We start from the raw sequence: 12581 nt of genomic DNA on the forward strand, positions 1-12581 counted from the left end.
TTCACTGGCAGTGACCATGAATCGTTGCAGTCACTCAATCACTTGCATCCTGGCTAGCTTCCACAAGGCCTCGGCCTTTTCCGACATCTCTGAGCGTTGTCTGTACATGCGTATCTCGACAGGGATGCTCCATGTCTCCGGCCCTGCCCGCACCAGTGATCCATTTGCCAACTCGGCCTTAATCAAAGACTGGGGAAGCCAGGCTATTCCGCGGCCTTCCAAGGCCATGGTTTTCAGAAGCACGGCGTGATGCGCAGTGAATACCTCCTGAAGATCTGCTTCGGAGGTGTTTCTGCCGCTCTTCGGTGTATTGGGCCGTAGCAGCGATCTCATGATCCGCCCCAGACCAGAGTCCTCGCTGTATGCCAGCATGGGAAGCGGCGGTGCGTTGCCGATTGCATGCAAAGCCTTGCCCATCGTGCCGTCGGGGTGTGGCACGCACACTGGTACCAGCAAGTCTCGGCCCAGAAGGAGCATGGGGTAGTCTTGCTCATCAAGCCTGCCAGGCGCGCTCTTGTGCCCATGGCACAGCACGAACTGAACCTTCCTCTGAAACATCAGGAATTCACAGCTGCGAGAACTGTCAGACATCGTCTGCAAGGAGCCGATGTGCAGCCGTGACTCAATGCCCGCCAGCCACTGAGGGAAAAAAGTCAGTGACAGCACATGCGTTGCGGCAAACCTCAGCGTGGATTCCTCTTGGTCATGTGCTGCACGGGCCTTGATCCGGGCAGCTTCAAGGTCTGCAAGCACCCCTTCGAGCAAAGGCAGAAACCTCTGGCCTGCGGCGGTCAGCGCCGCTGGATGTGCGCTTCGATCAAAAAGATCCACTCCCACCCATTCTTCCAGTCCCCGAATATGACGACTGAAGGCCGGTTGGGCGATCGCCCGAACTTCTGCCGCGCGTGAAAAATTGCCGCTTTCGGCAAGTGCGATGAAGTCTTCCAACCACTCTAGATCGAGGTTGCGATTGCCTGGTCCCATGCTCTGCACTCGTTGGGTTCTAAGAAATAGATAGTTGTATGCATTTCTAGTATTGGTGCTGATTGGCACTCTCAGAAATGATGGCGTCTCAGATCAACAAGGCCGACACCTGGAGACTATACATGCCATCGATAGCCAACTACAAAGGGATCATCCCCGCCATCTCTTGCCCCTTCACTTCGGATCACAAGATCGATGAGGCAGCTTTGCGAAAGCTTGCATCCTGGCTTGCCGGCCATGATGGAGTGGTCGCAATCATGACCAATGGACACACAGGGGAAGTGTTTGCCCTGACGCCCTCGGAGCGCGCAGAGGTGACTCGCATTGTTGCCGACGAGCTCAAAGGCCGCCTGCCTGTCATTTCGTCCATTGTGTGCGAAGGCCTCAAGGAAGCAGCCGAACATGCAAGGGCGGCCCGGGAGGCGGGAGCCGTGGCTCTGGATGTGATGCCACCTCATCACTGGCTGCGCTTCGGATTCATCCCGGAACATGCACTCCAGTATTTCGAAGCCATTCACAAGGCGGCTCCCGACCTGGACCTGGTCTGCCATGTCTACCCTGCCTGGACAAGAGCCTCCTACTCTTCGCAGCTTCTCGCCACTTTGGCCCGGTTGCCGTACGTGCAGGCGTTCAAGGTCGGTCAGCGAGACATGAACAAATATGCACGCGACATTCAGGCCATCCGGGATGCGGATTCGAGCAAGGCCATCCTGACCTGCCACGACGAATATTTGCTCGCTTCCATGGTTCAAGGCGTAGATGGTGCGTTGGTCGGATTCGCAACCTTCATTCCTCAGCTCATCATTGATCTGTGGAATGCCGTCAAAGCCGGTGACCTGAAGAAGGCCATGGAAGTGCAGGCAGTCATCACCCCCCTCAAGGACGCCGTGTACGGCGGTGGCGAGCCGACCGGCGAGGCACATGCCCGCATGAAGGAGGGTATGTATCTGGCCGGCGTGATTGATGACGCCATCGTACGCCCGCCCACTGAAGCGCCCAACGAAAAGGAGACTGCTGCATTGCGTGCAGCCGTGGCGCAGGCAGGACTGCTCAAGCGCTGATAGCGATTTCGCTGCCGTGGACCGTTATGCGGCCACGGCCATGGACTTTCCTAAGAACGACAGGAGACAAAGAACATGCAACGCAGAATTTTCACTGAGCTCGCCATGGGAGCCATATTCATGGCAATGGCTGGCGTCGCTTCGGCACAAAGCTATCCATCCAAGGCTGTCAAGGTCGTGATCCCGTTTCCACCGGGTGGCACTCTGGATACCGTGGGTCGGCAACTGGCACAGAAGCTCAGCGAGCAGATGGGACAGCCATTCATCATCGAAAACCGTCCTGGCGGCAATGGGGTGATAGGAGGTGATGTCGTGGCAAAGGCACCGGCTGATGGCTACACCCTGTTATTCAATGCCTCAACCTTCACCACCGCCCCCATGACGATGAAGTCTGTTCCCTATTCGGTGGACAGGGACTTTACGCCGGTGGCGCTGGTCGCCAAAGCGCCCTTGTCGGTTGCAGTCAACAAAAGGTTGCCCATCACGGACATCAAGTCGTTGATCACCTACGCCAAGGAGCATCCTGGGAAGATGACGTTCGCTGTAGGCTCGATTGGCTCTGCGGGACACCTATCTACAGAGCTGCTCAAACGTGCAGGCAAGCTGGATTACATGATCGTGCCCTACAAGGGCACGGCCCCTGCATTTCAGGATCTGATCGGCGGCCAGATAGATGGATTCATCGACCCCATTCTGGGCTCGCTGCAATACCACAAGAGCGGCATGCTGCGCGTTGTGGCCGTTACGTCGGCGGAGCGTGCAGCCAGCCTGCCCGATGTACCCACGGTGAGTGAGACCATTCCAGGCTACGAGTTCTACAGCTGGTATGGACTATGGGGTCCTGCAAAGCTGCCAGCCGAAATCACCAAGAAGCTCAATGTCGAGGTCAATCGGGCGCTAGCCGGCGACATGAAGGAAAAGCTCAAAGAACAAGGCATCCTGACCACTGCTGGTACGGCTGAAGATTTCATCAAATTTCAGAAGCTGGACATGGAACGTTCACAGAAGATCGTTTCCGAGGGGAAGATCCGTGTCGAATAGCTTCCAGCAAAGACATGCCGTTGTCACGGGGAGCAGCGGCGGCATCGGAAAAGCCATCTGTGAAGTCTTGCTCAGCGCAGGTTGGAGCGTTACCGGGCTTGACCTTTCCCCGCCCACGATTACGCACGACTCGTTCGTTCATCACCGACTGGATCTGAGCGATCAGGTCCAGACCCGCTCCGTTGCGTCGATCCTGGGGGATGTGGATGCCTTGGTACATGCCGCAGGGGTGCTTCGGGTTGCGCCACTTGGCAAGCTGGATGCCGAAGCCGGCGAATTGATGTGGCAGATCCATGTGGGGGCGGCATCCCAATTGGCCGACCTGTTGGTTCCTGCAATGGTGGAGCGCGGGTTTGGTCGCGTGGTCTTTATCGGCAGCAGAGTCGCTCAAGGCCTGCCCGGGCGTGGCCAGTATGCAGCCACCAAAGCTGCCGTCATTGCGTTGGCTCGCAGTTGGGCAGTGGAGGTGGCGCCCAAGGGCGTCACGGTCAACGTCGTCTCTCCTGGCGCAACGGCCACGCCCATGCTCAAGGACCCGGCCCGAGCAGGAAGCGCTCCACGTGTCCCACCCATCGGCCGCCTGGTAGAGCCGCAGGAAATCGCTTCCATGGTCGCCTATCTGCTATCCCCTGCAGCTGCGGCAATCACAGGCCAGAACTTCAACATTTGCGGCGGCTCGTCCCTGTCGCAATGACGTCAAAGTCCACTTAGAAAAGCCATCATGAAAATCGTCAACATCATCGAATCCACGCGTCCCATCAAATCCGATATCCGTAACGCCTACATCGACTTTTCCAAGATGACCTTGAGCCTGGTAGCCGTGGTCACGGACGTGATCCGCGACGGCAAACCCGTTATCGGCTATGGCTTCAACTCCAATGGCCGCTATGGTCAAGGCGCGCTGATGCGCGATAGGTTCATCCCCCGTGTTCTCGAAGCGAATCCGGCCAGTCTGATTGACGACGCTGGAGAAAACCTGGATCCCCACAAGATCTGGGCTTGCATGATGACCAACGAGAAGCCCGGTGGCCATGGAGAGCGATCGGTTGCTGTCGGAACCATCGATATGGCCGTCTGGGATGCGGTCGCAAAGATCGAAGGCAAACCACTGTTTCAGCTGCTCGCGCAGCGCTATGGAACAGCAGCCGCCAACCCGCGTGTTTTCGTATACGCTGCTGGCGGCTACTACTACCCCGGCAAGGGCCTGGACAAGCTCAGGCAAGAAATGGAAAGCTACCTTGACCGCGGATACTCGGTCGTCAAGATGAAAATTGGCGGTGCCAGCATTGCAGAGGACTGCGAACGCATCGAGTCGGTGCTGAATATCCTGGGCCCAGGGCAGCAACTGGCAGTGGACGCAAATGGCCGCTTCGATTTGAACACTGCAATCGACTATGGCAGAGCACTGTCCCAGTATCCGCTGTTCTGGTATGAGGAGGCCGGCGACCCTCTCGACTACGAGTTGCAGGCCAGGTTGGGCGAGGTATACAAAGGGCCAATGGCTACGGGGGAGAACTTGTTCTCGATGCAGGATGCCCGCAACCTGATCCGCCACGGCGGCATGAACCCCGAGCGCGATTTCCTGCAGTTTGACTGCGCCCTCAGCTATGGCCTCGTGGAGTATCTGCGCACTTTGGACATGCTCAAGGAAAACGGCTGGTCTCCGAGCCGTTGCATTCCACATGGAGGGCATCAGATGTCGCTCGCCATCGCTGCGGGTCTGGGGCTAGGCGGCAACGAGAGCTATCCAGACCTGTTTCAGCCCTATGGAGGCTTTCCGGATGGCGTGAAAGTGGAGAACGGTTATGTGACGCTCCCCGAGCTCCCCGGCATTGGATTTGAAGGTAAATCCGATCTGATCTCTGAAATGCTGAGACTGACTCGCTGAATACGCATGGCATTTTTCCGGCTGCTGTTGGGGAGCAGCAGTCCTTCCTGAAGCCTGGTTGCCCCAGTCACAAGGCGGATGAATGTCACGAGGCAATCCGGGGAGATGTGAGCCAGTCTCAAATACCTGCAGTCGATGACAAGGGCGTACGGCCCGGTGTTGATGATGGCTGAGTGCCCATGGGTATCGGGGCCTGAGCCTGTACTTGCTGTTGCAGTATTTCTACGTGGTATTCCCTATCACGTAAATTTCACTTTATCAATAATTGTTTTCACCAGGGCGCAATAATCCGCTCTCGGATCTTGATTCATGTCAATTCCGAGCTCTCAAAGCTTGTGCGAGCGGCCAAACGCCGAGACCAGCCCGCTGCTCACCCGGCAGCAATGCGGCACCTCGCACACCCAATCGGATGTAAAAATGGAAAAACAACAAACGCAACCCTCCTTGGCTGCCAAGGTGTGTTTGCTCGTTCTAGGTCTGTGCCTCTTGGCAGCAGGTCTGTTCTTCGCGTTCTATGGCTACCAGCTCGTTACCCTGAAGGGTAGCTGGTACTTTTTGCTGAGCGGCTTGGCCCTGGTGGCTTCTGGTGTCCAGTTGGCGCGCCTGCGTTCCAGCGGCGCCATGATCTACGGAGCCACCTTTGTGGCTACCGTGATCTGGGCTCTGATTGATGCGGGCCTGGATTTCTGGCCCTTGGTCTCGCGCGTGCTGTTGCTGGCTGGCCTGGGCATCCTGGTGGCTCTGGCTTTCCCCGTGCTGCGCCGCGCCAACGCGCAGCCGCCTCAGCGAGGAGCATCGCTCGCAGTGGCCGGCGTTTTGACGCTGGCCTGCCTGGCCACTGTGGGTGGCATGTTCCTGCCTCACGCCTCGGTCGCAGCCAAGACGGATGACACCGTGCTGCAGCCAGTGCCTGCCGGCCAGGCACCCATCGACTGGGCCCACTATGGCAGCACGCCCGGTGCCACGCGGTTTGCGGCGCTGGATCAGATCACGCGCAGCAATGTCAAGGACCTGCAGCTGGCATGGACCTATCAGACCGGTGATGTTCCCGTGAGTCCTGGCGGTGGCGGCGCAGAGGACCAGTTGACGCCCCTGCAGGTTGGTAACCAGGTCTTTGTCTGCACGCCTCACAACAATGTGATCGCTCTGGATGCGACAACCGGAAAGGAGCTCTGGAAGACCGAGATCAATGCCAAGCAGAAGAAGTGGATGCGTTGCCGCGGCCTAGCCTACTTTGATGCCGCTCAGCCCCTGGCTCAGCCCAGCGTGGTCGGCGCTACTCCCGTCAAGGCGGTTTCCGTACCAGCCGGTGCGCCCTGCCAGCGCCGCATCCTGATGAACAGCGTGGCCCCCGAGCTGATCGCCCTGGACGCCGACACTGGCGCCTTCTGCGAAGACTTCGGCAATCATGGCCGTGTGGACCTGCGCGCAGGCATGGGCAAGGGCGCCGACAAGGGCCAGTACTACCCCACCTCGGCTCCCACGCTGGCCGGCACGACCATCGTGATCGGCGGCCGTGTGGCCGACAACGTGAGCACCGACATGCCTGGCGGTGTGGTGCGCGGCTTTGACGTGGTCACCGGCGCGCTGCGCTGGGCTTTCGATCCCGGCAACCCCGAGGACCAGAGCGCCCCGGCCGAAGGCAAGACCTACGCCCGCTCCACACCCAACGTCTGGGCTCCCATGTCCTACGACCCTCAGTCCAACACCGTGTTCATGCCCGTGGGCAGCGCGGCCGTGGATCTGTGGGGTTTGAAGCACACGGCCTTGGATCGCAAGTACGGTGCCTCCATGCTGGCCGTGGACGCCAGCACCGGCAAGGAAAAGTGGGTCTACCAGACCGTGCACGACGATTTGTGGGACTTTGACGTGCCCATGCAGCCGTCCTTCGTGGACTTCCCAGGCGTTGGTGGCAAGACCACCCCCGCCATGGTGTTCGGCACCAAGGCAGGCCAGATCTTTGTTCTGGATCGCGCCACCGGCAAGCCCCTGACCAAGGTCGAGGAGCGCCAGGTTCCAGCCGGCAACATCGAAGGCGAGACCTATTCGCCCACTCAGCCCTTCTCGGTCGGCATGCCCAACATCGGTGCTGCCGACATGAAGGAGTCGGACATGTGGGGTGCTACGCCCTTCGACCAGCTGCTGTGCCGCGTGAAGTTCAAGTCCAAGCGCTACACCGGCTTGTTCACGCCCCCGGGCACTGATCCTTCACTGAACCTGCCCGGCTCGCTGGGTGGCATGAACTGGGGAGGCATCTCGGTTGACCCCACGAACAACTACCTGTTCATCAACGACATGCGCGTGGGCCTGGAAGTACAGCTGATCAAGGCCGATCCGGCAGACGCTGGCGTCAAGGCCGACGGTAACGAAGCTGCGGCCATCACCAAGCCCGTGCCCCTGGACGGTACGCCTTACGCTATCAACGCCAAGGTGCGTTTCATGTCGCCGCTGGACATCCCCTGCCAGAAGCCGCCCTTCGGCACGCTGACGGCCGTGGACCTCAAGACCCAAAAAATTGCCTGGCAGGTGCCTGTTGGTACGGTCAAGGACACTGGTCCCTTTGGCATCAAGATGGGCCTGCCCATCCCTATCGGCATGCCCACCATCGGTGGCACCATGGCCACGCAAGGTGGCTTGGTATTCATCGCCGCTACCCAGGACTACTATCTGCGCGCCTATGACACTGGTACCGGCAAGGAAGCCTGGAAAGCCCGTCTGCCAGTGGGCAGCCAGGGTACGCCCATCAGCTACCAGTCGCCTGTGACCGGCCAACAGTTCGTGCTGGTATCGGCTGGCGGTGCCCGCAATTCTCCCGATCGCGGAGATTATGTAATTGCCTACGCTCTGCCACGCAAGTAAGACGCGAGCTCCGATACTTGGACGCTGCTGCCTAGGCTGCGTTCTTGCTCGACCCCGGCAATGCCGGGGTTTTTTGTTGAGCCCTCGTGCTTTTCATCCTTTGGCTGCCTGGCCGCAGGTGAGGAGTTTCTTCATCTTCCTCAAGGGGAGAGCCCTGCGGCTTTCACCAAAGCGGCATTGCTTTTCATTTCAGAATTGATGTACGCATTGAATTCTGACGAAGACAATGCCCAGGGTTCCGCGCCTAGGCTGGCGAATCGTTGCTTGACTTCGGGGTCGGATAATGCGCTCAGGACCTCTTTGTTAAGGCGTTCAACTATTTCCTTGGGGACCTTGGATGAAGCGAACATACCAATCCAGAAGTTAAATTCTGAATTGGCAACGCCGGCCTCCGCGGTCGTTGGCACATTGGGAAGTGCCGCTGATCTTTTTCCCGAGCCAACCGCAAGTGCAAGCAGGTGGCCTTCCTTGATTTGACTGATTACAGGTGCAGTCGGGGAAAAGTAGTAGTCCGCTCTTCCTGCCAAAATTTCATTGATGGCCTCTGCTGAGCCCTTGAACGGAATGTTGGATGCATCGAGCTTCGCCGTCATTCTGAACTTCTCTGCATTCAGATGTGTTGCGCTGCCCTGACCGGCGGATGCGTAATTCAGTTTGCCTGGCTCATGGCGCCCCTTGTCCAGCAAGGCCTGCAAAGTCTTGATGTTTTTCTTGGGTGAGATGACTAGAGCATTTGGTAGGGGCGCAATTGGCGCAACAGCCGTGAAATCCTTGAAAGTGTCAAATGGAAGCTTGGCAAAGGTTGATGGGTTCACCGTGTGTGATGACGACTGAATCATGATGGTGTAGCCATCGGGAGCAGCGGAGGCGGTGGCGGCTGCTCCTATTGTTCCGCTTGCACCTCCGCGATTGTCGATAACCAAAACCTGTCCAAGGCTTCGGCCTATTTTTTCGGTAATGGCTCTGGCTACGATGTCAGTCGTGCTGCCTGCCGTAAACGGAACAATCACCCTGATGGGGCGGTTCGGGTAACTCGAGAGATGGACACATGGCTGCGCTGCTGCTCGAAGAGCTACACAGACTGGTGCCGCAACCCTTGCTGCTGCCGGCGGCGGCAGATGGGCGCGTAGCGCTCGCCTGTGAGCACATTCGCGTGTCTCCCAGACACAACTCAACCGCTCAAGGCTGTGCCGATTCACTAGGAGTGAGTGAACGCACATTGCATCGCTTGTTCAAGCGCGCGACGGGACTTACATATCCGGACTGGCGCAAACAGGCGATGCTTCATCGCGCAATTGAATGGAGGGCATCAGGAATGCTTTTTAAAGAGATAGCCGCAAAACTCGGCTATGACAGTCCAAGCGCTTTCAGCCATATGATCCGCAAGACACTGGGCTCAGCTCCAACGAGACTCTTTGAAGGCATTTGAGCGCGCGCCGGCTTGAGGCTTGGAATTGTCTACAGCAGCCTTGGCAGTCCAAGTATCTCCCCCTTGATTCTCAATTTGCCCTTCTTCTTTGAAGAAGATATTGATCTGGAAGGGCTGTGGTGTGAATGGCTCCTGTGCGAAAGCACTATTCAATCAACGAAACGGTGCACTGCGTGCAATGTTTCCAATTTGCTCAAAGTCAAGATCATCCAGTGCTTGCCTGACCGCCTTGATCAAAACCGGATAGTCCGTTCCGTTATCCATGGCATCAATCCAGGAGTGCAAATCGCTCCAGTTTCCATGTCTTGCAAGCCGTTCCAATTCGTCCTTGTGTTTCTTGGGGAGAGCCTCCAGTTTTTGCATGGGCTCGGGCATATGGCCTCTATCGGATGCGGGCAGTGAGATCAAGGCTTGGAAGAGGGGACTATTAGAAACCTGTTTGACCATTAGAAAGAAGACCGCATTGGTGCCGCGTCCAGGACGGCTGTCAATCGATAGATGGCCGGTCATTTTCTCGATGATGCGCTGTGCTATGAGCAGTCCCAGCCCTCGCTTGCTGTGGGTGCGATTGGCTGCCAGCGATTTCTGGATTCCCGCGAGGACTTCCTCATCGATGCCGGAGCCGCTGTCGCTGACTTCAAAGCGCAGATGCCATTTTTCGCGGCCAAGGTATTTGGCCTGCAGCTTGAGGTCGATGTTTCCGTCGAAGGTGAATTTGGCGGCATTGGACAGGAGATTGAGCACCGCCTGTTGCAGCCGTTTTCCGTCCAGATAGATATGCGCGGGCAGCAGGCTCTGTATCTGCAGTGAAAACGCATTGCGCTGGCGATGGGCCAGGGCCTGGGCGTACTTGGTCAGATCGTTGAGCAAAGCGCTCAGATCCACCGATTGCTCATTCAATGCCAGAGGAGGTTGCAATTCATCTTTGGCATAGTCCACCAGCTCGTCTATCAATGCCAATTGGTAGGCGGCGCTTCTTTCGATGGCGGCAAGCTTGTCCGGGTCCACCTTGTTCGGGGACCGGTGCATCAGCTGCAGATAGGCAATGATGGCCGAGACCGGCGCACGCAAATCATGGCTGACATAGGCCAGCAGTTCTTTCTGTTCCAGCGAGCGCTGCTCCGCCTGCTCCAGAGCTTCCTTGAGAGCGCGCGTCTTGTAATCGACCTCGTGTTCCAGGCGTTCCTGCTGCTGGCTTTGCCATTGCAGCAATGTGCGCTGTGCCTGATGCCTTTGATGGGAATGCTGATAGGCCCAGCTGGTGATCACGAAAAGGCCGACCGTGAGGGCCGGCAGCACAAGCGCATATTGCTCGAGAAGCTGCACCACCGCGATATTGGGCACAAGCAGAGCGGCGGCGCGCAGCAAGGCGCAAAACGCCAACACGGAGACCAGCAGCAAGGCCGTCATACCGCCTGGCCCACCGTTGCGATGGTAGATATAGGTGCAGGCCAGAATCGTGAGCAGGCTCAGGGGCGCGACGATGATGCCCACAGGTGCGAACCAGTCGTACGGCCCCCAGAGGGCACCGACCAGGACCATGCTTTCCAGCAGGGCAATGAACTTCAGCATGACTACTCCTGCTGAAGGCAGATACTCTGGAGTCTTTTCGAGACGCGCACGTAGATAGAGCAATATGCTCAGCACGATTCCCGCCACCAGGACGTGATGTGCGCGGTAACCCCATTGCGTGCTGCTGGGCCAAAGTATGACTTGTGCGTAGCCTCGGTAGGTCGCTTCGTAGAGTGCGGTCAGCAGCAGGCCCAGGGTTTGCCATCCCATCATGGAGGCCCGCAAAATTCTCCACAAAGCTGCGGAATACACCACGAAAACCAGAATGCTGCCTATCAGCAGACCACTGAACAAGGCATAGTCACGCTCCATCATGTGCCATTGATCCACGGTATGCAGAGTGACTTCGAGCTTGCTGGACGCATGACTGTTGACATGGACCAGCACGCGTAGCGTCTCTCCGGGTGCGAGATTGATGGCAATCTGAGGCACGCGGGTCAGCGATTCGTTGGGGTCGCTGATTCCTGCCAGCGTCCGACTGGCACGAACCTGGCCCTCCTGCATGCGCAGGACGTAGAAGCTAACGTGCTGCAGCCAGCTCGCTCCCAGAGCCAGTTGCAGTGCCTGGGGGTTTGCCAGATCGTTGTGCAGCGTCAGCCTGAGCCACAGATTTTTCATGTCGAATCGCCCATCCAGGGTCTTGGCGCTGACGGTGCGGAATCCGTCGACCTCGCCGCCAGGAACTGCGGCCACTTCGAGCGGGTTTTCGTTGGCTGTGCCTCGTTCCCAGACCTCGACCGTGCTGTCGAGGACTTTGCGGCCCAGAATCACATCGCTGATCTGAATGCGCTGCGGGGAAGACAGTTCAATGGCATTCGCACCGGTTGCCCACCACAGCAACAGGCTGCAGAGCAGCTGGATACATTGCCTCATGGCTGTGGGCTCGCGCATGAGCGCCGAAAGGCGGACGGGGTGCAGCCGAAGTAGGAATGGAAAGCCGAGGAGAAATTGGCCGCACTGGAAAATCCTATGGCTGCGGCTACTTCTTCTATATGCATGGCAGAGCTGGCAAGCATGCGTTGGGCCTCGTGAAGACGTGCCTCCCGGATGAACTTGTAGACCGTGTTGCCCGTGTGCGTCTGGAACACCCGTGTCAAGCGCTTTTCGTGGGTGCCCAGTTGGGCTGCCAGTTCAGGCAGAGTGGGTACCTTGGACAGATCGGACAGCACCAGTTGCTGGGCTGCCCGCAGCAGGGTCAAATTGCGATCGCTGCTCAGTGCCTTCGAGAGCTTCGCCGGCTCGGAAGCTGTCACTGGTGACTGTGACGGAGCTTGAGCATCCTGTTGCGGTTTTGCTCGGCGCTGCGCCAAGGCCAGATGAATTTCCACACGCGCCAGAACCTCGTTGATGTCGAACGGCTTCTGGATATAGTCCACGGCACCCAGCTGCAAACCTCTGAGACGTTCCAGCGGCGACGCGCAGGACGTCACAAAAATTACAGGAATGTTTGCGGTGGATGGATCGGCCTTGAGTAGCCTGCAGGCGGTAAATCCATCTACGTCGCCCATGTTTACGTCCAGCAGGATTAATTCAAATTGCTGAGTCGTGGCGCGGCGGTAGCCTTGCATGCCTTCCATGGCGACCGAAAGACGATAGCCATTGCTTTTGAGCAATTCCAGCAGGATCTTTAGTTCAGCCACGTTGTCGTCGATGACGAGAATTCGTTCACCGGAGGGGCCTGCAGGCGACCAGTAAGACACAGCAACAATCCGAGGTTAGATGGTTATGTTGAAAAACCACGGGATTG

The 12581-nt window shown here is 57.9% G+C and carries 10 protein-coding genes; 6 read left to right on the plus strand and 4 right to left on the minus strand.

What is annotated here, in order from left to right; translation table 11 throughout:
- Positions 1 to 30: 30 nt before the first annotated feature.
- Positions 31 to 984, minus strand: coding sequence for a LysR family transcriptional regulator (locus ACLBXN_RS04535; protein ID WP_447611305.1), 954 nt, complete (start codon positions 982 to 984; stop codon positions 31 to 33).
- Between the two features lie 122 nt (positions 985 to 1106).
- Between ACLBXN_RS04535 and ACLBXN_RS04540 the strand changes: the two genes are divergently transcribed.
- From ACLBXN_RS04540 to ACLBXN_RS04560, 5 genes are all read left to right on the plus strand, one after another.
- The gene (locus ACLBXN_RS04540; protein ID WP_167010592.1) at positions 1107 to 2045 is read left to right on the plus strand and encodes a dihydrodipicolinate synthase family protein; all 939 of its coding nucleotides are present in this window, start codon (positions 1107 to 1109) and stop codon (positions 2043 to 2045) included.
- A gap of 75 nt (positions 2046 to 2120) precedes the next feature.
- Positions 2121 to 3086, plus strand: a complete 966-nt coding sequence (locus tag ACLBXN_RS04545; RefSeq protein ID WP_211455741.1) for a Bug family tripartite tricarboxylate transporter substrate binding protein — start codon at positions 2121 to 2123, stop codon at positions 3084 to 3086.
- Positions 3076 to 3780, plus strand: coding sequence for an SDR family NAD(P)-dependent oxidoreductase (locus ACLBXN_RS04550; protein ID WP_447611306.1), 705 nt, complete (start codon positions 3076 to 3078; stop codon positions 3778 to 3780). Before ACLBXN_RS04545 ends, ACLBXN_RS04550 begins: the two co-directional genes overlap by 11 nt.
- Positions 3781 to 3807: 27 nt before the next feature.
- Complete coding sequence (locus ACLBXN_RS04555) at positions 3808 to 4974, plus strand: mandelate racemase/muconate lactonizing enzyme family protein (RefSeq protein WP_447611307.1); 1167 nt, start codon at positions 3808 to 3810, stop codon at positions 4972 to 4974.
- 417 nt (positions 4975 to 5391) lie between these two features.
- Positions 5392 to 7833: a membrane-bound PQQ-dependent dehydrogenase, glucose/quinate/shikimate family gene (locus tag ACLBXN_RS04560; RefSeq protein ID WP_447611308.1), complete on the plus strand. Its 2442-nt coding sequence runs from the start codon at positions 5392 to 5394 to the stop codon at positions 7831 to 7833.
- A gap of 140 nt (positions 7834 to 7973) precedes the next feature.
- On the opposite strand, the gene ACLBXN_RS04565 is transcribed toward ACLBXN_RS04560, so the two are convergent.
- Positions 7974 to 8951 carry a tripartite tricarboxylate transporter substrate binding protein gene (locus tag ACLBXN_RS04565; RefSeq protein ID WP_447611608.1) on the minus strand — a complete coding sequence of 326 codons (978 nt, stop codon included), beginning with the start codon at positions 8949 to 8951 and terminating at the stop codon, positions 7974 to 7976.
- Here ACLBXN_RS04565 and ACLBXN_RS04570 point away from each other — a divergent pair.
- Complete coding sequence (locus tag ACLBXN_RS04570; protein WP_447611309.1) at positions 8882 to 9262, plus strand: helix-turn-helix domain-containing protein; 381 nt, start codon at positions 8882 to 8884, stop codon at positions 9260 to 9262. The two genes, ACLBXN_RS04565 and ACLBXN_RS04570, sit on opposite strands and share 70 nt — an antisense overlap.
- Positions 9263 to 9415: 153 nt before the next feature.
- Here ACLBXN_RS04570 and ACLBXN_RS04575 read toward each other — a convergent pair whose 3' ends face one another.
- Together ACLBXN_RS04575 and ACLBXN_RS04580 are read right to left on the minus strand one after the other, a co-directional pair.
- Entirely contained in the window at positions 9416 to 11707 is a 2292-nt protein-coding gene (locus ACLBXN_RS04575) for a sensor histidine kinase (RefSeq protein WP_447611310.1), read from the minus strand.
- On the minus strand, positions 11704 to 12534 hold the full coding sequence (locus ACLBXN_RS04580) for a response regulator transcription factor (RefSeq protein WP_211455747.1): 831 nt from the start codon (positions 12532 to 12534) through the stop codon (positions 11704 to 11706). The genes ACLBXN_RS04575 and ACLBXN_RS04580 overlap by 4 nt, the downstream gene beginning before the upstream one ends.
- Positions 12535 to 12581 lie beyond the last annotated feature (47 nt).

Source organism: Comamonas sp. C24C, assembly GCF_053345995.1.

What these genes read in the sequence shown, in the direction of transcription:
- ACLBXN_RS04540 (WP_167010592.1), top strand. Translation starts at nt 1,107, where the DNA reads ATGCCATCGATAGCCAACTACAAAGGGATCATCCCCGCCATCTCTTGC.
- ACLBXN_RS04575 (WP_447611310.1), bottom strand. Translation starts at nt 11,707, where the DNA reads ATGAGGCAATGTATCCAGCTGCTCTGCAGCCTGTTGCTGTGGTGGGCA.
- ACLBXN_RS04545 (WP_211455741.1), top strand. Translation starts at nt 2,121, where the DNA reads ATGCAACGCAGAATTTTCACTGAGCTCGCCATGGGAGCCATATTCATG.
- ACLBXN_RS04560 (WP_447611308.1), top strand. Translation starts at nt 5,392, where the DNA reads ATGGAAAAACAACAAACGCAACCCTCCTTGGCTGCCAAGGTGTGTTTG.
- ACLBXN_RS04535 (WP_447611305.1), bottom strand. Translation starts at nt 984, where the DNA reads ATGGGACCAGGCAATCGCAACCTCGATCTAGAGTGGTTGGAAGACTTC.
- ACLBXN_RS04555 (WP_447611307.1), top strand. Translation starts at nt 3,808, where the DNA reads ATGAAAATCGTCAACATCATCGAATCCACGCGTCCCATCAAATCCGAT.
- ACLBXN_RS04570 (WP_447611309.1), top strand. Translation starts at nt 8,882, where the DNA reads ATGGCTGCGCTGCTGCTCGAAGAGCTACACAGACTGGTGCCGCAACCC.